Source organism: Sebaldella termitidis ATCC 33386, assembly GCF_000024405.1.
GTDB classification, from domain to species: domain Bacteria; phylum Fusobacteriota; class Fusobacteriia; order Fusobacteriales; family Leptotrichiaceae; genus Sebaldella; species Sebaldella termitidis.
The window spans coordinates 1,879,964-1,902,731 of the sequence record NC_013517.1 but is presented as its reverse complement, the minus strand read 5'-3'; the positions used below and the strand labels follow the sequence as shown (position 1 = coordinate 1,902,731).

General features: G+C 33.2%; 27 protein-coding genes. 3 read left to right on the top strand and 24 right to left on the bottom strand.

All coding sequences use genetic code 11. The annotated features are described in order from the left end of the window. Nucleotides 1-137 precede the first annotated feature (137 nt). The 9 genes from trxA to STERM_RS08685 all read right to left on the bottom strand — a co-directional run bounded on the left by trxA (nucleotide 138) and on the right by STERM_RS08685 (nucleotide 5,315). Nucleotides 138-455 (bottom strand): thioredoxin, encoded by a 318-nt coding sequence (trxA, locus tag STERM_RS08725; protein ID WP_012861226.1) that lies wholly within the window; start codon nucleotides 453-455, stop codon nucleotides 138-140. 84 nt (nucleotides 456-539) lie between these two features. Continuing rightward, a complete protein-coding gene (locus tag STERM_RS08720; RefSeq protein WP_012861225.1) occupies nucleotides 540-1,196 on the bottom strand; it encodes an N-glycosylase/DNA lyase in 657 nt (218 codons plus the stop codon). A 188-nt stretch (nucleotides 1,197-1,384) separates the two neighbouring features. Further along, the gene (locus STERM_RS08715; RefSeq protein WP_012861224.1) at nucleotides 1,385-1,897 is read right to left on the bottom strand and encodes a hypothetical protein; all 513 of its coding nucleotides are present in this window, start codon (nucleotides 1,895-1,897) and stop codon (nucleotides 1,385-1,387) included. Continuing rightward, nucleotides 1,894-2,442 carry a GNAT family N-acetyltransferase gene (locus STERM_RS08710; RefSeq protein WP_012861223.1) on the bottom strand — a complete coding sequence of 183 codons (549 nt, stop codon included), beginning with the start codon at nucleotides 2,440-2,442 and terminating at the stop codon, nucleotides 1,894-1,896. Before STERM_RS08710 ends, STERM_RS08715 begins: the two co-directional genes overlap by 4 nt. A gap of 54 nt (nucleotides 2,443-2,496) precedes the next feature. Continuing rightward, nucleotides 2,497-2,784, bottom strand: a complete 288-nt coding sequence (locus tag STERM_RS08705; RefSeq protein WP_012861222.1) for a hypothetical protein — start codon at nucleotides 2,782-2,784, stop codon at nucleotides 2,497-2,499. 166 nt (nucleotides 2,785-2,950) lie between these two features. Then, on the bottom strand, nucleotides 2,951-3,451 hold the full coding sequence (locus STERM_RS08700; RefSeq protein ID WP_012861221.1) for a hypothetical protein: 501 nt from the start codon (nucleotides 3,449-3,451) through the stop codon (nucleotides 2,951-2,953). Further along, nucleotides 3,448-4,047, bottom strand: a complete 600-nt coding sequence (locus STERM_RS08695; protein WP_012861220.1) for an N-acetylmuramoyl-L-alanine amidase family protein — start codon at nucleotides 4,045-4,047, stop codon at nucleotides 3,448-3,450. The genes STERM_RS08700 and STERM_RS08695 overlap by 4 nt, the downstream gene beginning before the upstream one ends. A gap of 179 nt (nucleotides 4,048-4,226) precedes the next feature. Further along, nucleotides 4,227-4,997 (bottom strand): DKNYY domain-containing protein, encoded by a 771-nt coding sequence (locus STERM_RS08690; protein WP_012861219.1) that lies wholly within the window; start codon nucleotides 4,995-4,997, stop codon nucleotides 4,227-4,229. A gap of 132 nt (nucleotides 4,998-5,129) precedes the next feature. After that, nucleotides 5,130-5,315: a hypothetical protein gene (locus STERM_RS08685; protein ID WP_012861218.1), complete on the bottom strand. Its 186-nt coding sequence runs from the start codon at nucleotides 5,313-5,315 to the stop codon at nucleotides 5,130-5,132. Between the two features lie 425 nt (nucleotides 5,316-5,740). On the opposite strand from STERM_RS08685, the gene STERM_RS08680 reads away from it, so the two are divergent. Together STERM_RS08680 and STERM_RS08675 are read left to right on the top strand one after the other, a co-directional pair. Continuing rightward, the gene (locus STERM_RS08680; protein ID WP_012861217.1) at nucleotides 5,741-5,965 is read left to right on the top strand and encodes a helix-turn-helix domain-containing protein; all 225 of its coding nucleotides are present in this window, start codon (nucleotides 5,741-5,743) and stop codon (nucleotides 5,963-5,965) included. A 298-nt stretch (nucleotides 5,966-6,263) separates the two neighbouring features. After that, nucleotides 6,264-7,757: a YifB family Mg chelatase-like AAA ATPase gene (locus STERM_RS08675; RefSeq protein ID WP_012861216.1), complete on the top strand. Its 1,494-nt coding sequence runs from the start codon at nucleotides 6,264-6,266 to the stop codon at nucleotides 7,755-7,757. Nucleotides 7,758-7,940: 183 nt separating this feature from the next. On the opposite strand, the gene STERM_RS08670 is transcribed toward STERM_RS08675, so the two are convergent. Continuing rightward, a complete protein-coding gene (locus STERM_RS08670) occupies nucleotides 7,941-8,375 on the bottom strand; it encodes a hypothetical protein (protein ID WP_012861215.1) in 435 nt (144 codons plus the stop codon). Between the two features lie 88 nt (nucleotides 8,376-8,463). Beyond that, nucleotides 8,464-8,907 carry a GNAT family N-acetyltransferase gene (locus tag STERM_RS08665; RefSeq protein WP_012861214.1) on the bottom strand — a complete coding sequence of 148 codons (444 nt, stop codon included), beginning with the start codon at nucleotides 8,905-8,907 and terminating at the stop codon, nucleotides 8,464-8,466. A 270-nt stretch (nucleotides 8,908-9,177) separates the two neighbouring features. Between STERM_RS08665 and STERM_RS08660 the strand changes: the two genes are divergently transcribed. Then, the gene (locus STERM_RS08660; RefSeq protein WP_169305396.1) at nucleotides 9,178-9,594 is read left to right on the top strand and encodes a DUF4189 domain-containing protein; all 417 of its coding nucleotides are present in this window, start codon (nucleotides 9,178-9,180) and stop codon (nucleotides 9,592-9,594) included. Between the two features lie 148 nt (nucleotides 9,595-9,742). Here the strand turns inward: STERM_RS08660 and STERM_RS08655 are convergent, their stop codons facing one another. The 13 genes from STERM_RS08655 to STERM_RS08595 all read right to left on the bottom strand — a co-directional run bounded on the left by STERM_RS08655 (nucleotide 9,743) and on the right by STERM_RS08595 (nucleotide 22,730). Next, nucleotides 9,743-10,663: a DMT family transporter gene (locus STERM_RS08655; protein ID WP_012861212.1), complete on the bottom strand. Its 921-nt coding sequence runs from the start codon at nucleotides 10,661-10,663 to the stop codon at nucleotides 9,743-9,745. Continuing rightward, entirely contained in the window at nucleotides 10,660-11,496 is an 837-nt protein-coding gene (locus STERM_RS08650) for an AraC family transcriptional regulator (RefSeq protein WP_012861211.1), read from the bottom strand. The genes STERM_RS08655 and STERM_RS08650 overlap by 4 nt, the downstream gene beginning before the upstream one ends. A gap of 83 nt (nucleotides 11,497-11,579) precedes the next feature. After that, a complete protein-coding gene (locus tag STERM_RS08645; RefSeq protein ID WP_012861210.1) occupies nucleotides 11,580-12,467 on the bottom strand; it encodes a GNAT family N-acetyltransferase in 888 nt (295 codons plus the stop codon). A gap of 29 nt (nucleotides 12,468-12,496) precedes the next feature. Next, nucleotides 12,497-12,871 (bottom strand): hypothetical protein, encoded by a 375-nt coding sequence (locus STERM_RS08640; RefSeq protein ID WP_012861209.1) that lies wholly within the window; start codon nucleotides 12,869-12,871, stop codon nucleotides 12,497-12,499. Between the two features lie 214 nt (nucleotides 12,872-13,085). Continuing rightward, entirely contained in the window at nucleotides 13,086-13,298 is a 213-nt protein-coding gene (locus STERM_RS08635) for a heavy-metal-associated domain-containing protein (RefSeq protein WP_012861208.1), read from the bottom strand. A gap of 136 nt (nucleotides 13,299-13,434) precedes the next feature. Continuing rightward, nucleotides 13,435-14,895: a SpoIIE family protein phosphatase gene (locus STERM_RS08630; RefSeq protein ID WP_012861207.1), complete on the bottom strand. Its 1,461-nt coding sequence runs from the start codon at nucleotides 14,893-14,895 to the stop codon at nucleotides 13,435-13,437. Between the two features lie 15 nt (nucleotides 14,896-14,910). Then, the gene (gene nusB / locus STERM_RS08625; protein ID WP_012861206.1) at nucleotides 14,911-15,303 is read right to left on the bottom strand and encodes a transcription antitermination factor NusB; all 393 of its coding nucleotides are present in this window, start codon (nucleotides 15,301-15,303) and stop codon (nucleotides 14,911-14,913) included. An 11-nt stretch (nucleotides 15,304-15,314) separates the two neighbouring features. Then, complete coding sequence (gene amaP, locus STERM_RS08620) at nucleotides 15,315-15,986, bottom strand: alkaline shock response membrane anchor protein AmaP (protein ID WP_012861205.1); 672 nt, start codon at nucleotides 15,984-15,986, stop codon at nucleotides 15,315-15,317. 132 nt (nucleotides 15,987-16,118) lie between these two features. Continuing rightward, the gene (locus STERM_RS08615; protein ID WP_012861204.1) at nucleotides 16,119-16,535 is read right to left on the bottom strand and encodes an Asp23/Gls24 family envelope stress response protein; all 417 of its coding nucleotides are present in this window, start codon (nucleotides 16,533-16,535) and stop codon (nucleotides 16,119-16,121) included. 18 nt (nucleotides 16,536-16,553) lie between these two features. Next, nucleotides 16,554-17,900 carry an acetyl-CoA carboxylase biotin carboxylase subunit gene (gene accC, locus STERM_RS08610; RefSeq protein ID WP_012861203.1) on the bottom strand — a complete coding sequence of 449 codons (1,347 nt, stop codon included), beginning with the start codon at nucleotides 17,898-17,900 and terminating at the stop codon, nucleotides 16,554-16,556. 15 nt (nucleotides 17,901-17,915) lie between these two features. Further along, nucleotides 17,916-18,311 (bottom strand): acetyl-CoA carboxylase biotin carboxyl carrier protein, encoded by a 396-nt coding sequence (locus STERM_RS08605; RefSeq protein WP_012861202.1) that lies wholly within the window; start codon nucleotides 18,309-18,311, stop codon nucleotides 17,916-17,918. Between the two features lie 249 nt (nucleotides 18,312-18,560). Further along, on the bottom strand, nucleotides 18,561-21,926 hold the full coding sequence (gene dnaE, locus STERM_RS08600) for a DNA polymerase III subunit alpha (RefSeq protein ID WP_041309891.1): 3,366 nt from the start codon (nucleotides 21,924-21,926) through the stop codon (nucleotides 18,561-18,563). A gap of 15 nt (nucleotides 21,927-21,941) precedes the next feature. Continuing rightward, nucleotides 21,942-22,730, bottom strand: coding sequence for a Cof-type HAD-IIB family hydrolase (locus STERM_RS08595; RefSeq protein WP_012861200.1), 789 nt, complete (start codon nucleotides 22,728-22,730; stop codon nucleotides 21,942-21,944). Nucleotides 22,731-22,768: the final 38 nt, after the last annotated feature.

Genomic DNA, 22,768 nt, shown 5'->3' with positions numbered 1-22,768 from the left:
AGTTTATGAGATTTTGATTTTATTAAATTTATTACATAAAGCATTTAATAACTCTTATATAAAAATGAGGCTCCGAATCAAATACAGGGTTACCTCAGTTTTATTTTTTCAATACTTGCTTTTACAGGAAAATATTCCTATAAATGACTGTTTATCTTATCTTTTATTTCATCCTTTGTTAAAAAACCGATCATTTGCTCTGCAACTTCTCCGTCTTTAAAAATGAACATAGTCGGCACGCTTCTTACACCATATTCTGCTGCAAGGTCTCTCGACTGATCCACATCTACTTTTACTACTTTATAATCAACCTCTTCTGATAAATCATCCAATACTGGCCCAAGCATCTGACAAGGCCCGCACCATGTAGCAAAAAAATCTACAAGAGTTATTCCTTTTGTACTTACTACTTCTCCTTTAAAATCCTCACCGTTATAATGAAAAACTTTGCTCATTTTATATTCCTCCTAGATATGTTTTATAACTTTTATCTTATATTAAGTTTACTATACTACCCTTTATTTGTCAATATTCCGGAATTACTTAAATATCTCTCCTGCCTCTTTATACCAGAGAATCAGGTCTAATTTATCCATTGTTATTTTTGATATTTTGGAATATTCTCTCATTTTACTCTCGATTTCATAGTAATTTTTTTCTGTAATAGATTTGGGTATTTCTTCTATTACCCCGAGAGCAGCTATATTACGGAGTATATGTCTGTCCAGAATAGCTATGTCACGCCCGAATCCCAGATTTCTCAAAAGATGGTTTGCTTCTTTCATTCCCATTCCTTTGATATTATCAAAAATCCATTTTCTTGTCTGGAAAACATCACCCTTTTCACTGAGAATCGTCTTCGGCAAAAGCTTTCCGTCTCTTGTCATAAGATTTCTCAGCTCTACTAAATACTTTGCCTTATTATTCTTGAATCTTACAATGTTAAGATATTCTGCTATTTCTTCTGCCTCACCGTTAAACAGCAGTCCGTTTTCCCTGAGTATGCCTATTGCTTTCCAGGCATTTCTGGCTTTAGACTGCGGAGTCAGAACACAGAATGCTACCTCTGCAAAAATGTCCTCTTCACTTCCCTTTTCCCAAACCTCCTTAAACTCATCCAGTCTTTTGTCTATGTCGCTTCCTATTTCCTTGTGTATCCTTTTTATTTCACTGTTCAGTTCTTTATTTACCTTCATTTGTCCTCACCTTGTCTAACTCTTTTATTATATACATTTTACCACATTAATTTTAAAAATGAAAGTTATTTGCATATTCAAATTTCATATATTTTCTGGAAATGTTCTGCAGCTCTGACAGCTTATAGTTTTCATATTTTTGACCTCTGACAGTTTTTACTTAATAATTAATTTTAAAAATAAAAATTTTATATATTTTGATATTTTATATTCTGATTTGAATTTCTGCTGTATATATAATCAGCCAGTCCGTCCATTTCACTCCACTTCATAAGCCAGCCGCTTATCGATGACCTTGCTCCGTTTTCATAAACCAGTCTTATATGTGTACTGAGTGAAGCTTTATCAGTTATCTTTTTTATTGTTTTCACATTTATTATTTCTACTTCTTTGGAAGTGAATATATTGTTTATATAAACATAATTATCATCAATAATTATTCTTTTCTTTTTTATAATTTTTCTGAATAAAATCTGAAGCAGTATTATCAAAAGCATTATTCCACCTATTGTCAGATACAGGTCAAAGGACGTATTTTTCAAATCCCTTATTACAATATCAGGCTTATTTATAAGTCCTATTACAGGTATCATAATTACCATAAACCACATTCCGAAGCCTGCTGCGGACAATACACCCGCGGGCAGCATAATCCCTATTTTTGACGGCTTTAATATATCGCCTGATTTCAGTTTTATCATTCTGCTTCTCCTTTTACCTTGTTATAATTAATTTTTTCATAAATATATGAAGGGTGATACAGTCCCGTGGGTTTGTAATATTCATCATCGGTATAAATGAAGCCCAGTTTTGTCAAAAGCCTTGCCGAGGCTGTATTATCAGGATTATGACCGGCAAAAAGCTTTTCGGCTCCCAGCTCTTCAAAAGCATACTTAATCATAGCTTCTGCTGCTTCTTTCCCATATCCTTTTCCCCAGTATTCGGGTATTAAGTGAAACCCTATTTCATAAATCTTTTCGCTGCTTTTATACGGACGCAGCCCGCAGCAGCCTGCAAACCCGCCGGTCTCCAGTTCAAAAACAGGCCAGTACTGTATACCGTATATTTTTTCATTATCTATCTCCAGTTTTAGTCTTTCTGTAACCTCCCCTGCGGTAAAAGTCCCGGATGCAGACAGATATTTTGTAACATTTTTGTTTCCCCATAAGGAATAAGCCAGCTCTGCATCATCCTTTTTCCAGTGAGAAAATCCCAGACGTTCAGTCAAAAGAAAATATTTTCTCATTTTTCACCTTCCTGTTTTTCATGATTTTTTCGTCCGGAGCTGTTCTTATAAAAGCTATCCGAACAGCAGTATTCCCACTATGATAATCAAAGTAAACAATGCTGCCTGTATGCCGCACATAAGCATTATTATGACAGACAGTATTTTCTTTTTACTCAATACAGCCATAACCAGAGAAAGTAATAAAATGAAAAACGGAAAAAATGTATTTAATGAAAAAAATACTTTATTAGATATATTAATCGGTCCGCCTCTGCCATATGCCCCGCTTACCCAGAGTATAAGCTGAATAATATTCAGAAGCTCCAGAATATAGCTTCCTATCTGTATTTTCCTTACCATTTTTTTCTCCCTCAAATATTGTAATCTATTAATTTTTGTCACAGTTTCATTTTCTATTATACTATATTTTAATCAGAAAAAGAACCTCTGTTCAGGTTCTTTTTCTATGCAGTGTCTAATTTATATTTACTGCTGATTTTATTGTAATTCTGCCAAAATTCCGTTTTTAAAACTTTATACCGCCTTTTATTCCGATTCTGGCTTCCTCAAGCTTATTTATCTGCCCTTCCAGATATGCCTCAAGGTATCCTCTGTCCTTCTCTGTTATCTTTAAATTTGTGGTTGTGCTAAAATCATTGTTTGTGTATTTTGTATTATTTAATATATTATCTACAGTTTTGGATATTACAGCATCAGGTATACTGTTTACTGCCTGATTTTTACTGTTTGTATTTTCCACATCTAATGCTATCCAGAGCAGGTCTTCTTCCGGCCAGAACAGTTCTATAAAAAACTTTAAAACTTTATTTTCAGTATTGGCAAGAACCCATGTTCTCAAAGTATTTATCAGCAAAACTAACTTTACTTTATTTAATACATGCTTTCCGTATATTTCCAGAAGCTTCACTAGATATTCGACTGTTTTATCAAGTTTATTTTTTTTATAAAGAATATATGCTGTCCCCCCGGCTGCTAATATAATTATAATCATTAGTAATATATTCATTTTCTCCCCTCCCGGAATTCCAAAACTGCTTCTGTTACTGCTTTTGCCATTGCTGCAATATTTTTGTTTCCTGTTTCCATATCTTTATTATTAGTGATAAAAAAGCTTTCCATCATTACAAAAGGGATTTTTGTATTCTTAAACATTGTCCATCCTCTCTGATTCAAAGCATCCTTGCTGTTAAGCGGCTTTCTTCTTCCTTTTATTCCCCTGTCAGGCAGTTTCAGCACTTCTGTAAGCTTCTTCTGCAGCAATCCCGCAAGCTTTTTTCCGTTTACACTTGTTTCCCAGTAAAGTACTTCAGTTCCGGAAGCTTTTATGTCGCTGTTCAGGTGAAAGGATAAAATTATATCCCCTGTTTTTGATGCTTTGTTCAAATCACTGACTAATTCTTCAGTTCCGGTTTTTCTCAGAACAATTTCATATTCCAGATTATTCCTCTGAAATTCCGGTATCAGATAGTTTTTCACAAAATTTTCATTCCAGTGAAACTCATCTGTTTTATAGCTTTGGCTGACAGCTCCGAAATCTCTTATTACTTTTCCCCCTGTTGATTTTTTGCTTCCTCCGTGCCCTATATCCAACAATATTTTCATAATTACCATCTCCTTTACTAATAGTAATCTGTCAACTGTATGGTTGCTTTTCTGCCGGAATAAAAAACCGGAGGATTGCTTCATTTCCGCCGGCTTCAAATAAAACTCTGCTTTCTCATAGCTTCTCATAAAAATTCTTTATATCTCAAAAATTACTCTGCTTCTTATTTTTCTTTATTCTAAAAATCTTTAAATATGCTGTTGATTTTTCTTTTGCTCAAATGGCGAAAAGGCGCATATTTAGCTTTTCTTACTATATAAATGAAGTTTTTATCTCTTGCAGTTCCGGGTCTGCATTTCTGCCTTCCGTTACTTTCATAAGTCAAATTAGAACCGCATACTTCAAAGCTGCCCGAATCTGCATTTTTTATTTTTTTCCCCATAAAAAATACAGAATTTTTATCTTTTGAAAAATATATCGGATCTAATACCTCAAAGGTACCTGTATCTGCTTCATTAATTATTTTCCCGTTATAAAATACTAATTTCCTGTCTTTTACATATACTGTTTCAATATATTTTACCGTATATACATCAATGCTTTCTGCTGTTTTTCCTTTGTAGTACACTGATTTTTTATCTCTGGCATACTCATAGCCCAGTATTTCAAATGATGCAGTATCTGCATTTTCTATTTCTTTTCCTTTGTAATATGCTGTGTTTTTATCTTTGGCATAATAATCTATGTTATCAAGCTTCTCAAATGTTTTCATATCACTGTTTTTTATTTTTATCCCGTCAAAATATACTATTTCTGATTTTTTCTCGTAGCCGCTTTTATTATAATTTTTCCCATGACTGTAAATATACAGAAATATAAATATGAATACTAAAATCAGCAATATAAAATACAGCTTTTTATTTTTATATTTTTTCACATTCAGTGAATCTTTTAATAGAAGTACCAGCAATAAAAACAATATTAACATAGATAAAATAATATAAATCATAATCCACCTGCTGTTCTTTTTTATATATCAAAATATTATATGTCTATGATTATATCATAATACAGTTTCATACTGAAATTAGAGCCGATTCTGTTTAAAATTTCATACTTTAAAATCTTAAAGCACAAGCTCCTAATTTATTTCAACAGCTTCAAAGCTGTGTGCTGTATTTTTGAAGAAATCTTCCATTTCCTTTAATGAATTAAAAAATGTATCATGCTTATATTTATTTTCCAGTCTTACTTTTCCCAGCTCTTCATATGCGTGAAATTCAAATTCCTCATTTTTATATACTCCTTTTATAAATAATCCTTTCATGGCTGTTCCTCCTGCTTTATTTTATATTCAGATTTTAGCATTATAAATCAGATTAATCGAAGCTGAACAGCGGCTTACTGAGGAGATTTGAAAAATTAAGATTCAGGGATTTTTCGTCATTTAAAACAATATTTTTTATTTTTCGCTGTTTTTTGATTTTTTTAAAATATAGTTTTTTCCCAAAATAAAAGCTCCCGATAATTTTCGGAGTACTGGAAGTCTCTGCCGGTTTTTCTTGTTCTGTGTTTTTTCTCCATGATGACTTCCACCTGCAAATATTTTAATATATTAATCTTACAGGAAAAGATTTCTGAGTCAGGCTGTAATTTTCCTTTTGATTAGAGAATTTTTTGATAACCGTAACTTGCATTTATATATATTTAAATGTTAAAATATATTAAATTTTTTATTTTTTAGGAGGGGATATGGTTAATTCTAACTTGAATCTATTAATGGCTAAGAAGAAAATACGCAGCTTGAGTGAACTTGAGCGGAGATTAAAATCTGAAAACCTGTATATTTCACGACAATCACTGCATAAAATTTATCATAGCACAGCTCTTGATAATACAAGATTAGACACTGTCTTAAAACTGCTTTCTTTTTTTAACTGTTCTTTAGAAGACTTATTTATTTGGAGTTCCAGATGATAAGTTTTTTTATTCAACAATTTTTTGTATGGCTTTCTTTCCGCAGTTATTCCCGACTCCCGAAACAAATATATCAAGATAGCTTTTCGAATCAGCGTATATTGCTTTCCATGAAGTAAAAACCATATCAAAATTATGCTGCCGAGATCTTACTACCCTTTCTTTATAGGTTTCTATCTCTAGCCCTAAATTAACTCTTAACTGTAGTGTACACCCTTAAAACTCCCCTTTTTCTCAATTAAAAAGATTGACTAAAAAAATAATTAATGTTAGCATAAATAAAAGAGGTGGGGGAATTATGGCTATTACTATTTTAAGTGCCAGTTTTACTGGCATGAATTCATATATTGTCAGTGTAGAGGTAGACATTTTTAATGGTCTGTCCGGTTTTTCTATAGTCGGTATGGGTGATACCGCTATTATTGAAAGCAGGGAAAGAATAAGAAGCAGCCTAAAGAATATAGATGTTATTTTTCCTGCCAAAAAAGTCATTGTGAATCTTTCTCCGGCAGACATCAGAAAAAAAGGAAGTCAGTTTGATCTGAGTATATGTACAGGCATACTGGCAAATCTGGGTTATATTGAAAATATGCCCCGTCTGGAAAAATATCTCATTCTTGGGGAACTTTCACTGAATGGCGACGTAAAAAACTGTAAAGGAATAATAAATGCTGTTATTCTTGCCAAAAATAACAATCTTGAAGGAATTATAATCCCGTATGACAATTATAGAGAAGCATCACTAATAAAAGGAATAAAAATAATTCCGGTGAAAAATCTTACTGATGTATTCAGATTCTTAAATGAAGGAAAATACTATACGCTGAAAAACACAGAGTCTAATTCTGAGACATATACTAATGATATAGATTTTTCAGATATAAAAGGACAGTCACATGCTAAAAGGGCGGCAGAAATAGCCGCAGCAGGCGGGCATAATCTTTTCCTTATAGGAGATCCCGGTTCGGGAAAATCTATGATAGCTAAAAGAATGATCACTATACTTCCTCATATGCATGAAGAAGAAATAATAGAGACCACACGTATATACAGTATAGCCGGAATGCTTTCACCTGAATTTCCGGTAGTTTCCGAAAGACCGTTCAGAGCTCCGCACCATACTGCATCCACTGTTTCACTTGTGGGCGGTTCCACACGTCCGGGAGAGATAAGTCTCGCTTTGCATGGAGTTTTATTCCTCGATGAGCTTGGAGAATACCCGCTAAAGCTGCTTGAAGTTTTGAGACAGCCTCTTGAAGACGGAAAAATAACTATTTCCAGAGCTGATTTTTCTGCCGTTTATCCTGTTAATATGATTTTGATTACAGCGTCAAATCCTTCACCCAGCGGATACTTTCCCAATGACCCTCGCTGTACAGATACACTGCGTGATATAAAAAGATACGTAAAAAAATTCTCAGGTCCTCTTTTAGATCGTATGGATCTTTATGTGGAGCTGAAAAAGCTCTCCCACATGGAAATTTTGAATATGAATAACGGAGAAGCTTCGGCGGATATAAAAAAACGTGTTTTGAAAGCACGTAAAATTCAATATCTAAGATATAACAGCATAAAATTAAATAAAGATATGAAAAAGAAAGATCTGGAAAAATATTGCCGATTAGATGACGAAATGCTGGAATTTCTAACTCCTGTTATTGAAAAATTCGAGCTGTCTGCAAGAGCCTATGATAAAATATTAAAAGTAGCAAGAACAATAGCAGATCTTGACGAAGCAGAAAATATACAAATCCGGCATTTATCCGAAGCCTTGAATTACAGGAAAAAATAACAGTATTTTTTCCTGTTTATCTTTTTTGCTTATATAAAAAGCTGTCTCTGGATAAATTAAATTATCCAGAGACTAAAACATTTTTTCTTTATTCTGCATTACTATTAAAGAAAATCACCATCTGAGATAGATTATGATTCTATCTTAAATTCCTTTTTATAAAATCCTCTTTTTTTATTATAATTATTTCGTTCCAAACCAAACACCGTAGAGCATTAAATAAGCTAAAGGAATACAAATAATTTTTATAACTTTATGTCCTGTTTTCAAATTTTCTTTACTTCCCAGCTCCTCCAGATTTTCTCCTACCTGTTTATTCTGAGCATTATATTTTTTATGGAACCATACCTGAAAGCGAAACATCCCGTAAAACATATATGGAAAGCCTGATAATACAAGTATTACCCAAAGCGACATTATTACATAAGCCATGATCATTCCATTTCCCCTATCTATTTTTAAATCCATCATTTTAAAAGTATATCCTGCCGCAAAAGGTATAGTAATTGTAGAAATAAATAAAATCAACCCTCTTTTAAAATTTAATAATTTATTACTGTATATTTCTATAGTCGCCAGAATTGAAATAACAATAAAAAATATTATTTTTACTGCCATAGTATCTCCTTTATTGAATTTTAGATGCTTTACTTCATTACTCTATTAAAAATAATACAAGATAAAGTTATTCACGCTCTATGCAGCCCTACTTTGCAAGAATTATCAGTCCCTCCAAAACTTTAAATCCGTTCTTTTCATAAAACTTTCTCGCAGGGCAGTCTGCATCTGTATTTAGCATTATAGCATTCATTCCCTTTTTTTCTATATCCTTTTCTATCTCATTTATAAACCAGCTCCCTATACCGCTACCCTGCATATCATAATCTACACAAAATTCATCAATATAATACTCAATTCCGTTAATCCAGGGCTTTTTAAACCCAATACTCAAAGCTGCGGCTTTACCGTCTGACATCGCTGTATAACCTGTAAAATAGTTATTATTAAAATGATTATCAAAAAAAGCGACTACCTGCTCCCGTGACTCATATACATCATTCCACGGCTCTTTGGTAAATGTATTAATATATAAATCCACATACTCGTCTATCATATTTCTTGTCATTTCCACTAACACCAGATTTTTCATTTTATCCCTGCTTTCCTGTCTAAAATCATTGAAAAGTATAACATAAACACAAAAGTTTATCAATTCTATATTTTTTAAGAGAACCATACTCATTATTAAATAATCTAATTGATTTTTTACATTAAATGAATTATAATTTACCTGTATTCAACGATGAATAAATAAATCAAAGGAGAAAAAACTATGAAAAAATTATTATTCTTTACATTACTGTTATTTGGAGTTTTGAGCGTCCGGTCTTTGGCAGACGGCTGTAATGCGCAAGTTTGTATGTGTCCTAACGGTGGATATGTTACAACCGGGCAGTATTGTTCTACCAGTAGTGGTGAATCATGGATTATTACCCCCATTATAGGCACAGTAGCTATTGATCCTGCTACGGGAAAATGGGCAAGCATCTCAAATACCAAAGATAGAAAAGAAGCTAAAAATGATGTGCTGGAACGCTGCGGTTCTGACTGTAAAGTCTTTATGGTGGACAGTAAAAGATGTGTCGGGGTTGCTTATTCCAAAAGTGATAAAATTATCGGTTCTGATTCTGCTACGGATAATTTTGGTGGAATCGGCTATAATACACGTGTAGAGAGGTCAAATGAAAAAGCACTGAAAAAATGCGAGAAAAACGGCGGAAAGGACTGTAAAATAATTGCAAATGTCTGTGCTGTCGAGGGAACAACTAAATATTAACTTATTAAATAAATTTATTAATATAAAAACAAACGGGAACATCTCAAAATAGAAATTCTTTAAAAATTTAACCGTAAAATATTTTAAAGATTTGTGTAAAGCTCTATTTTGATTTTCCCGTTTTTTATTTTGTTATTTTTCTTTCTGACTATTCTTCTGCTTTTCCAAAAGATCTTATTTTCTTAAAATTAATTTTATTTTCTGAAATTAACAGTCCTGCAAATGTAATAATTACCCCGCAGACAGAAATAATCGTCAGCTTCTCACCCAAAACCAATGCAGCACTTAGGACTGTAACTATAGGTACTATATAAATATACACACTTGTTTTTACAGCACCCAGTATATTAACAGCTGTATTCCATGCTGCAAAGCACAGAGCCGAAGCCCCTGCACCCAAAAACAATATATTAAACAAATTTACAGGATCTGCAAATCTGATAAATTCCCATTTAAAATCAGATATTAATATAGCCGGAATCATAAAAAACAAGCCGTAAAAAAATACCCGCTTTGTACTTTCAAGATTGCTGTATCCGAATTTACTGACTTTTTTCATTAATATCGAGTACAGCGACCAGAAAAATGCTGCCAATAAGGCAAGAAAATCACCTATCGGATTCAGGTTCAGATTCATCATTCCATTAAAGGAAATAAGTCCTATCCCAGTTAAAGCTATAACAAAACCGATAAAAAAGCTTACATCAAGCTTCTCGTCATCTGAAAAATAAAATGATAAAATACCCGTAAAAAATGGTGATAGTGATACAATTACTCCTGCATTGGAAGCTGTAGTATGCAGCAATGCTATATTTTCCATAAGAAAATACATTGTTATCCCGCAGAATCCGGCAGCTGCAAGTATCAATTCCTGTCTCATATTTTTCACCGATATTTTACGCGGCGACAATATAAAAAGTACTGTAAATCCTATAATAAAACGAAAAAATAATATCTCCACAGGAGCAAAGCTTTTTAGTAATATTTTAGTTGAAGTAAAGGTTGTTCCCCATACTAATATTGCGGTCAGTGCAAAAAGATGCCCTGATATTTCATTTTTTGTTCTCATTTTTTCTCCTGTTCAATATTTTCTTTAAATAATTTTTGATACTGTTTTGGTGTAAACCCTATAAAGCTTTTAAAAAACCTTGTAAAATGGCTTTGGTCCGAAAAACCAGTATTCAAAGCTACCTCTGCCGGAGTGTGCCCTTCTTCCAAATATGTTCTTGCCTTTTCTATCCTGATTGTCTCCAGATACTGATAGGGCGTCAGACCATGAACCTTATTAAAATTTCTGAGCAGTGTAAATTTGTTCTGCCCTGTTATTTTGCTTAATTCATCAAGAGTAAGCTTCTGTCTGTAATTATTCTTCATATATCTGCACAAATACTTTATTTCTTCTGCCGGTATTACTTCCTCTTCTAAAATCTGCCCGTTATATTCATCATATAATTTTTTTATAATTTTATAAAATTTTTCTTTTCTGGTTTTACTGTTTCCGGTACCCAAAACAATCATAGTATGCAATTCCTTTAATAACATCAGTATTTCTATATCTGATAAAACAGTTTTGGAAAAAGACGGCAGGTATTTTTCACCATAAATTTCCTCTGTTGCTTTCTGAATTACCTCTTTTTTTATATTAATACACCGCCAGTCAAGTGCCTCATTATTAATCTGCATGCATGTATGGCTATCAAAGGGATTCAAAATTACCAAATCCTGCGGATTTATTGTATAATCCTTATTTTTGCAGAGCAAACGGCGCTGTCCTTCTTCTACAAAGCCTATAACATAATATTCATGAAAATGATTGGGAAATTTCTGCATTATCCCGTAAAACCAGTATGCTTCTATATCGAGCTCTTTATCCAGATATATCTGCCGCTTCTCATATCCCATTTTATCTCCTTCCATTTATATATTTATAGCATGTATGTAAAAAAATTTATTGAACAATATTGACTTTTTTGTTTTTTCTCCTGTCAGGTATGGGATAATTCGGGGAATTTCAGTCTGTTATAGTCAAAAATTACCTTATCTCTGTTATAAACAAATAAAACATTATCCCTGTCGTTCTGCATGGAATTTTGAAACCCCTCTTCATCAGGTGTAAAGCCTAATACTGCTTTTTCTGTTTCAGCCAGTGACATTATGTTTATAATATTCCTCAATTCGATTTTTCGGCCGGAAAAAACATCATATATATGAAGTATATTTCCATCATACTCGGCAATAACTACAGCGTCAAGGTTTTCTATGTAATAAACAAAATTTTTCATAAAAGATGTGCAGTAAAACATAATGAGCTCAGAATTATTCACCATTGACACTTTAGATAGAGATAGACTGTTCTTGGCTTTTTCATACAAAAATTTCTTGCTCTCAATATCATTCATATCCAGTTTTTTTATCTTAGCTTCCGTCTTCACATAATTTATATCTTTAAAATAATTATACTCCTTTGTTTCTCTGAAACCGAATTTAGGATAAAAATCAAGAACATTTTTATTAGCAAAAAGATATATTAAATCACATTCGGATTTTGTATCATCAATTGCTCTTTTTATCAGATAGCTGCTTAGTCCCTGTTTTTTATACGCTTTATCTGTCATAACAGTTCCAAGCTGTATATATTCTTTTTCTTCACCCAAAACAGAAAATTTTATTTTATTTACAGAAACATTTGAAACAGCAGACTGTCCGTCAAACAATGTATATGGAATATGCCCTTCTCCCCAGTACCCTTCCTGATACCATGTTTCAAAATCAAATCCATAGGTTTTTTCAGTTAATTTATTATATTCTTTTCGTAATTTTTCATTTCTCCTGTAATTCTTTACAAAAGCATACTTTCTGCCATTTATAGACACATACTCCACTTAATTATTCACTTGCCTTTCTACTCCTTATCCAGAAGTCTTTTTACGCTCTCATTATGCCATGGATACGGAATTACAAACTTATTTATTTTATACTTTAATTTTTTACCATCTAAAAAGCTTATAATCAGAGTATGACTAAGAAGACCTTTTTTTAATTCAAAGCCTTCTATCTCATCAAAAAATTTCAAAATCTCCGGCTTTTCATTTTCCAATGCCCCCAGAGCTGTCACAGGCAGAAGGATTATGCTGTTCTTTCCTATACCAAATATCTGCATATCTGCAAAACCGATTAATTTTGATAATTTATATCCAAATATAAAATTATCGTAATTATTTTCTATATTATACTTTTTTAAAGTCTCTTCCAAGACTTCCATTGTTATTTTTGCCATATTATAAAACCTCCCTGAATATTTTTCCGGTATTGTTTTTTTTAGATAAAACAACATCTATTTTATAATAGCATTTTACTATTATTTTTAAAAGAAAAGAATTATTCACAACCCCGATATTTTAAAAGAAAAAAGCCCGGAAGGGCTTTCATATATGTTAATATCATTTTGATAAATCCGTATCAATATTTCAGGATACTATATTATCAAAATGCTAAATTATTTCCGTAACAGTATAATGTCCGGAACTGGTAATAATATTTTCTATCAGCTCATTATCAACATCTCTTGATAATTCAAGCGAAACAATACCCTCGGCAGGATTTATCTCTACCTTTTCAGTTTCTGTAAGACCTTTTAGTGCATTTTCTATTTTTGAAGTGCACCCTGAACAACAAATTCCATTTATTTTAATAGATTTTTTCATTACCTGTCTCCTTTATTTTGAAGTTAAAATATTATAGCATACAAAATATTTTTTTGTAACAAAATTTTTTTATATTATCAGGTTTAATAACAAAAAATAAGTTTTGGCAGAGTGCTTTGCCAAAACTTATTCCTGTTTAATCCCTCTCTATCAGCAGAAAAGTAAGATCATCTTCGAGCTTTTCGCTTTCTGTGAATTTATATAATTCTTTCAGAATAATATCAAGTATATCGTCAGAGTCCTTACTTTCCAAAAGTATTTCCTTTATTCTTTCAATTCCGAAAAATTCCCCGTCTGCATTCCGGGCCTCCACTATTCCGTCTGTATATAGAAGCAGCTTGTCTCCTTTGTTAAAATCAGTACTTTTCTCCTCAAAATTTACAATATCCGGAAAATCAATTTTTGAAAAAAGTCCTAACACCTGACCCTCCGTACTCAGCTCCTCTATCTCACCCGTTTCCCCTCTGAGCAGAAAGGCACTTTCCTGTGCTGCCTTACAAAATTTCATTCTATTATTATGAAAATCAATCATCAGATAAAACAGACTGATAAATTTACCTCTGGGAAATACTCGTATTACATCTTCATTCAGTGTTTCAGTGAGCTTGGCTGTATCTTTTATATCATAGCCGTAGTTAAGAATATATACTTTCAGCATAGTTGACAATAAAGAGGCCGGTATCCCATGGCCTGATATATCCGCAAAAGCTACTGCAAAATTATTCTCGTCAACCTCCAGAATATCACAAAAATCTCCCCCTATGTCCTGCGAGGGCTTATATATGTATCTTATGCGGTAATCACCAAAGTGAAGATCATTCTTAGGCATAAGGCTTTTTTGTATTTCCGATGCAAGAGTAAGCTCTTTTTCCAGGTTATTATAAAGTACAGTAAGCTCCTTCTCTCTTTTCTGGATCTCTCTGAAAAGTCTTTCATTTTCTTTTACCAATTCTGACTCTACAGCTACTCTTTTTACTGCATTGCTTATCTCTTCTCTCTTAAACGGCTTTCTTACTATTTCATTTACCCCGAGCCTTATAGTAGTAAGTGCCTGCTCAAGGTCATTATCATTAGAAAGCAGAATAACAGGTATATTTTTATCTAAATGCTTTATTTTCTTTATCACTTCAAAAAAATTCTTCTTTTCATCTTTATATTCAAGAATAACTACATCCTCATCTATTTTCCTTTTCATGAGAAAATCCTTAGAAGAATATTCGGTTACATTGAATCTGTCATTTGTCAGAATATTTGTAATCAGCTCTTTAACAAACTGTTCGTTATTTATATTAGCAACCTTAAATTTTATGAATCTTTTCAGATTTTCATATTCTTTATAGGTATTAAATATAGAAAAATATTTATTATACTTTTCAAGAAGAAGCTTTTTGAATGAGCTTTCATCCCCCACTATGAAAATCACGGAAATTTTTCGCAAAACAGCCTCTCTTTGTATAAATAACATAAAATACAAAATTTGGGGATCAATAAAATTATCCCCAAAATCTATTAATATACTATTGTCTGTCTCTTTTTCAAAAAGAGAAAATATTTCATTCTTTGAAGTTTCTATATCTTTAAATATCACAATTTCCATATTTTTCTCCGATAATCAGCTCACCAGATCTGCCAGTATCCCGTTTATGAAATCCGGTGTCTTATCTTCACCATATTTTTTCGCCAGTTCCACTGTTTCATTAATTACTATCTCGTGCCCTGTACCTGCTTCTGTAATTTCATAAAATGACATTTTCAGAAGCGTCTTCTCCACAGTTCCCAATATATCAAAGGACCAGCCAACAAGCTTGGATTTTATTTTATCTTCGATACTTTCTTTATGCTCGGTAACATTTTTTATGTATTCTCTCATAAATTCAATATCTTCTTCTTTTGTAATGTTATTTTCCGAAAGAACCTCTGCAAGTCTCACATCCATATCATTATCTATCAGTTCTCTTTCAAATAACAGTTTAAATATTTCTTCCCTAAGCTTTCTCCTACCCATTTCGGTCCTTTCTATTTTGTTTCCTGTATGTTGTCTATATTTTTATTTTCTTCCTCTTCTTCTTTCATGCCTGAAATTTTTAATGTAGACTCAAATTCAGGTTTTTCTTTGTAATCAAGTATCTTAGTATCTTCATTTTCAGCATAAAAGGTGTAAATTTCCTGATTTTGTATAAGCTTTTTTATCTTAAAATATGATTTTTTAAGCTCTACACCTGTAGAATTAAAAAGATACTCCACCAGTTCATTCTGCAATTCCTGAAGTCTGCTGTTCAGATTTTTTATCGAATACAGTTCCAGAACTGCATTTATTACTACTCCACGTCCTTTTTTGGCTGTTTTTGTTTTTATTGACTTTATAAACTTCTGTGCTCCGAGATATTCTCTTACCAGATTGTTTATAGTTTTATATGTTACTGTGATTTCACCATTTTTGCTTTTTATTACTTTATTTTCAGAGTATTTCGTCAGTCTGTGGACAAAATATAAAACGAAAATTATCAGATATACTATTATTAACAGTATTAACATTATTATTACCTGTGGATCAGATAAATCTATTCTTCGATGTATCACTTCCAAATATCCTGTCTTCATGATTAAATCTGACAAACCCAGTCCTATCACAATAAGACTCCCGGAAATTATCGATAACCAAGCTAAAAATACTAAAAATGTTATCATTTTTACCTCCCTACGCATGTCCAGTGCAGTAACCCGTTTTTTTTAGCCAGACGTGACACCACACCAATTCATATTTTGTTTAAATAACAAAGCTCTTGACACTGCCATATTTCGTTATCTTTAAATCATTGTTTATAATTCGCTTTCATCCACTATTTCTTCTGCATCCAAAGGTTTTACTTCTGCATTTTCCAGCTTTGGTACATCATCTTTAACTATTTTCTGAATATACACATTTACTTCCTGTACTTTCAGACCTGTCATTTCAGTTATTGCTTTAACTACTCTTTTTTGTATTTCTCCAGCCAGTGCCGGAAGCTGAAATCCCATTTTTGCTATTACATAAAGATCTATTGTACACTCAGTTTCTCCTACTTCTACCTCAATTCCTTTATTCCCGGAAGATGAAACAGATTTAAAAAATTTTGTAAATTCATTTTTCGGCTCTGCACCTGCTAAACTGTATACACCTTCCACATCTGAAGCAACCGAACTCGCTATTGTAGCTACTACTTCCGAAGAAATGCTTATATTTCCTAAATCATTCATATTTGTTCCTCCTAAATTTTAATTATTAAAATGTGTTTCAATAAAGTTTGTAAATATATCTCCGCTTTCAAAATCCTCATTTTCAAGGACCTTTAAATGAAAAGGTATTGTAGTTTCTATTCCTTCAATTATAAATTCTCCCAGTGCTCTTTTCATTCTTGTTATAGCTTCTTCTCTTGTATTACCCCACACTACCAGTTTTGCTATCATTGAGTCGTATTGCGGAGGTATTTCATATCCCTGATAAGAATGTGAATCCACTCTTACGCCTACTCCTCCGGATGTTATATATGTTTCAAGAGTTCCTACTGAAGGAAGAAAATTATTTGCCGGATCTTCTGCATTTATTCTGCATTCTATTGCGTGTCCTTTTATATGTATATCTTTTTGTGTAAAACTTAATTTTTTACCGGCTGCTACTCTGATTTGCTCTTTTATCAGATCTATACCTGTTATTTCTTCTGAAATTGTGTGTTCTACCTGTATTCTTGTATTCATCTCCATAAAATAGAAATTTCCGCTTTTATCTACAAGAAATTCCAATGTCCCCACACTGTCATACTTTATTCCTTTAGCAAGTGCCACAGCTGTTTTTCCCATTTTTTCTCTTATACTTTTGTTTATTCCTGCAGAAGGTGCCTCCTCTATAAGCTTTTGGTGTCTTCTTTGTATAGAACAGTCTCTTTCTCCAAGATGAACTACATTTCCAAATTTATCTCCGATTATCTGAATTTCCACATGTCTTGGCTCTTCCACATATTTTTCTATATATACATCCGGATTTCCAAATGCTGCCTGTGCTTCTGTCTGTGCAGCAACCATATTTTCTTCCAGTTCTTTTTCGTTTCTTGCTATTCTCATCCCTTTTCCGCCCCCGCCGGCAGTTGCCTTTATGATAACAGGATAAGTTATTTCTTTTTTGGCAAGAATTCTTGCTTCTTTTATATCTTTTATTATTCCGTCAGATCCTTTAGTAATAGGTACTTTATGCGCGATTGCAGTGGCTCTGGCAGTTGCCTTGTCTCCCATTTGACTGATAATTTCAGGACTTGGTCCTATAAATACTATATTATTTTCGGCGCATATTTTTGCAAATCCTGCATTTTCTGAAAGAAACCCGTATCCCGGATGTATTCCTTCAGCTTCTGTTACAAGTGCGGCTGAAATTATATTCGGTATTTTCAGATATGATTCTGATGCACTTGCAGGCCCTATACATATAGCCTCATCAGCAAGTTTCACATGCAATGATTCTTTATCTGCCTCTGCATATACTGCTACTGTCTTAATACCAAGCTCCCTAGCTGCCCTGATAACCCTAACAGCAATTTCTCCTCTATTGGCAACTAATATCTTTTTAAACATTTTTCCTCCTAATAATTATTCACTTATCTCAATCTCAAATAAATTTTTTCCGTAATCTACGATTGATTGATCTGCCACGAATATTTCCGTAAGTATACCGCTCACAGGAGCCTTTACATCGGTTGCTACCCCTATAGCTTCTATCGTGGCAAGTTTTGCACCCTCTTTTACTTCCATTTCTTTTTCAATATTTAAAAATTTAATTTTCCCAACATTTTTAGATTTTACAATTTCTTTTGCCGGTTCAGGCTCTTCAATAAAAACTACTTTTTCCTGAACACTCTGGAAATTAGTATTCGGACTCTTGGTATTTTTCAGATGCAGCTTTTCTGCCCCGATATTTACCTTAATTTCACCCAGGTCTTCTTCCTTTATAAGTTTCATTAACTCCTTTATTTCTTTTAATTCCATTTTTCCTCCTGCAAAAAATCTTTATATAATTTTATCACACAGTTGTTCTTTTTGCAATCTAATAGTTACAGACAGCTTAGAGAACTGTCTTTTCATAATCAGAATCTTTTTATTTTATTGTAAATTTTATCTTACGCAAACTATAAAATACCTGAAACTATTAATGCCGAAACTTCTGCACTCATCCCCCTGATTTTCGGTATAAACATTCGAGTCAGAATACCGCTGATCTCTGCTGCATAGATATCGCTATTTTATTTTTATCTTTTTATAACTGAATAATTGTGAAAGCTCCTCTATAAATTTTGCTGTAATGCTTACTCTGTATTTCTCGCTTAGTTTTATTATCTCTTTTTTACCGGCTTCATTTACTGCAAAATATACCTGATTCGGTCCTTTATTTTCTGTTATGACTTTTTTCACCTGAACCATTTGTCCTTTTGTTTCCTCATCTATCAGTATATACAGTTTCAGTCTGTGATTTTCATCTATATCCTTTAGAGAACTTATATTTGTCATATGAATGTTAAGCCTGCCGCTGTTGTCGGAAGATACTGTTCCTTCCACGATTACCGCATTCCCGTCAAATATTTCATGGCTGTAATTTATATAATCCCTCGGAAAACAAACCACTTCGGCTTTTGTACCATAATCCTCCACAAAAAATCTTGCCATTGGTTCTCCAGTTTTTTTGGTAATCATTTTTTTTATATCTTTTACAAGACCTATTACCCTTGCTCTTTTCCCTTGTTTCAGACTGTCCATACGGGTTTTGTCTATTGTTCTCATAAGAAGCTTGTAATTATCAAGAGGATGCTTCGAAAGATAAACCCCCAAAAATTCTTTTTCCTTTTCCAAAAGAAGACTTTCACTGTATTCTTCGGATTTTTCCATTGAAAACAATCCTATTTTCTGAGATTTCCCCCCGAATAATATCATCTGAAGATCCTCTTCGGAATTAAATTTTTTCTCACACCATTCCAAAACCCTGTCTATTGATGAAAACATCTCTTTTCTGTTATTATGTATTTTATCAAGGCTTCCGGAAAATACAAATGCTTCCAGCTGTTTTTTATTCAGTCCCTCTTTTTTCAGATTATATACAAAATCTTCATAAGAATCAAATTTTTCATTTTTTCTGACTTCAATTACTTTCTTTACTATGTTTATTCCCACATGCTTTATTGCCAGAAGTCCGAACCGTATTCCGTCTTTTTCTGCAAGAAACTCATATGCTGACAAATTAACATCCGGAAGAAGAACTTTCACTCCCTTATCTCTTGCCTCATTTATAAACAGTGAAAGCCTGTCTATATTATACATTTCCGTAGACATAGTCGCAGCAAAAAATTCTTTAAAATAATTAGTTTTCAAGTATGCCGTCCAGTAAGCCACCAAAGCATAAGCCACTGAGTGGGATTTTGGAAATCCGTATCCCGAGAATTTATCTATGAGGTTAAATATCTCCTCAGCCTTATCAGGAGTAATATTATTTTCTACAGCTCTTTTTATGAATACTTCCCTGTTCTGTGCCATTAATTCCGGAATTTTTTTACCCATTGCACGCCGGAGACTGTCTCCTTCACCCATTGTATAATTGGCAAGTACATTTACTATTTTCAGTACCTGTTCCTGATAAAGTATAACGCCATATGTTTCGCTCAACACATCTATTAAGGCCTCATGAGGATACTTTATTGCGGCTCCTTCATTCTTGCTCGCTATAAAATCATCAACCATACCGCTCCGCAGAGGTCCCGGTCTGTACAGAGCCAAAAGCGCCACTATATCTTCAAACTTTTCTATTTTCATCTTTTGCATAAGTCTTCTTATTCCAATGGACTCACACTGGAAAACTCCGAGTGTGTCTCCTGCGGTAAGCATTTTATATGTTTCTTTATCATCAAGAGGTATATCATCCAGTACCATGACTTTTCCCTGTGTTATTTTTATATTTTCCATTGTTTTTCTGAGGATAGTCAGGTTTTTCAGCCCGAGAAAATCCATCTTGAGTATTCCCAGATCCTCCAGCTCTTTCATCTGATACTGCGTAGACAGAAAAGATGCCCGACCGTCTGAATAAGTAGGAATTTCATCATCCAAAACATCTTTGGAAATAACCATACCCGCCGCATGAACCGAAGCATGTCTTACTTTCCCCTCCAGCTTAAGAGAATAATCTATCATATCTCTTACTTCACTGTCACTGTTATAAAGAGTTTTTAATTCGCGTACATTCTTTACTGCATCTTCCAGCTCGGAAAAATGCGGTATTAATTTTGCTACTTTATCTACTTTTTTCAGATTAATATCAAGAACTCTTCCTACGTCCCTGATTGCCGCCCTTGCTTTCAGAGTCCCGAATGTAATAATATGAGCTACCTTTTCATGTCCGTATTTTTTTACTACATAATCTATTACCTGTTCTCTTTGTTCCTGATCAAAATCTATATCTATATCAGGCATTGAAATTCTTTCAGGATTCAAAAAACGTTCAAAAATCAGGTTATACTTAATAGGATCTACCTCGGTTATATTCAGAGCATATGATACTATGCTCCCCGCCGACGAACCTCTTCCCGGTCCCACATAAATACCGTTATCCTTTGCATATTTTATAAAATCCCATACTATTATGAAGTACCCGTTATATCCCATTTTATTTATTATATCAAGCTCATACTCTGCTCTTTCCGTTATTTTTTCCTCCAAAGGCTCGCCGTATTTCTTTTTCAGTCCGTCATATACCAGCTCTCTGATATACTCTGTCTCACTTTTTCCCTCTGGAAGATTATATTCGGGAAATTTAAATTTATCAAATTCAAAGCTTACATTGCACTCTCTTGCTATTTTCAAACTATTTTCAATCGCTTTTTCATATCCTGAAAAATTTTCCTTCATCTGCTCCGCCGATTTCAGATAAAGATCATTATATTTTAACTCTGTATTTTCAGAATTTATTTTAGTTCCGTCCTTTATCGAAATCATTATTTTCTGGAGGATACTGTCACCGAAATTAGGATAATATACATCATTGGCAGCCACATATTCCGCATTGCATTCCTCTGCCATCTCTATATACAGCTTTACTTTATCCTTCAGCCTTTCAGCGGCAGGTACTTCTACATAAAAATATTCACCGAAATCCTGTACAAGCTTCGTTATTATATTTTTAAATTCACTGTATTTATAAGTCAGTATAGATTCGGTAAGCTCGCTGTTTATTCCTCCGGAAAGTATAAACAGACCTTCGGAATGTTTTTTTAATTCCTCATATCTTATTTTATTTCTGCTTCTGTTAAATCTGCTGAATGACAGTGATGAAAGTTTACACAGATTTTTATATCCTGTCTGGTTCCTCGCAAGCAGAGTAAGTGAATATTCTCCTTCGGAAAAAAAACCGTCCATAAATATTTCAAGACCAATTATAGGCTTTATTCCCTTTTTAAAAGCCTTTTCATAAAATTCGACCACGCCAAACATAGCTGTGTCAGTCACAGCTAATTGCTTTATATCCAGTTTTTTCGCCCTGTCCAGATATTCTTCTATTTTGCCTACGCCCTCCAGAAGTGAATACTCTGTATGCAGTTTCAAATGTACAAACTCTTCTCTCATCATCCAATCACCAATTTAGATTAATTTTTCCAAAATTTGCGCTACTCCGTCTTCATTATTAGCAGCTATAATTTTTTCCTTATCAAATACTTCTTTCAGATTTTCTGGGGCATTTCCCATTAAATAACCATATTTTACATATTGAAGCATCTCTTTATCATTCCAGTGATCCCCGAAGGCCATAGCCTCATCCTTTGAAACACCGCTTTCCTCTAATACTTTTTTTACTGCACTTCCTTTATTGACACCTTCCTGTAAAATTTCCATATAATACTCGCTTGAAAATACATACTCCACGCCTGAAAGCTTCTTTTGAAGTATTTCTTTTATCTCTTCAAGCCTTTTATATTCAGCTACAAAAAGAGCCTTAGTAGATTTTTTTCCCATAAAATCATCAAAATTTATAAGATTCCACTTAATATCAGTAAGATTAGAATAATATTCCGCTTCTCTTCCTGCATTTTCCACATACCATTTGTCATCTTTGTATAAATTCAGGTGAATCTTATGTTCACGTGATACTGCTATAAGCTTTTTTACAGTTTCCTCATTAAGCGGCTTTTCTGATATTACCTCTTTTGTTTTCAGATTGATTATTCTTGCTCCGTTATAATTTATCGCCAGATCCTCAAGACCCAGTTTTTCTACATATGATGAGGCTGATTCCCAGCTTCTTCCAGTGGATACATATATATTTATCCGTTTTTTCAGTTCTGTTACCACATCTGCAAGTCTTTTTGAAATAGTTTTATCATCATGCAGAACTGTTCCGTCCAAGTCCAAAAATACCGATTTCACATTCATATTTGATTTCTTCCTCCCATATATTTAATGCTTTATTT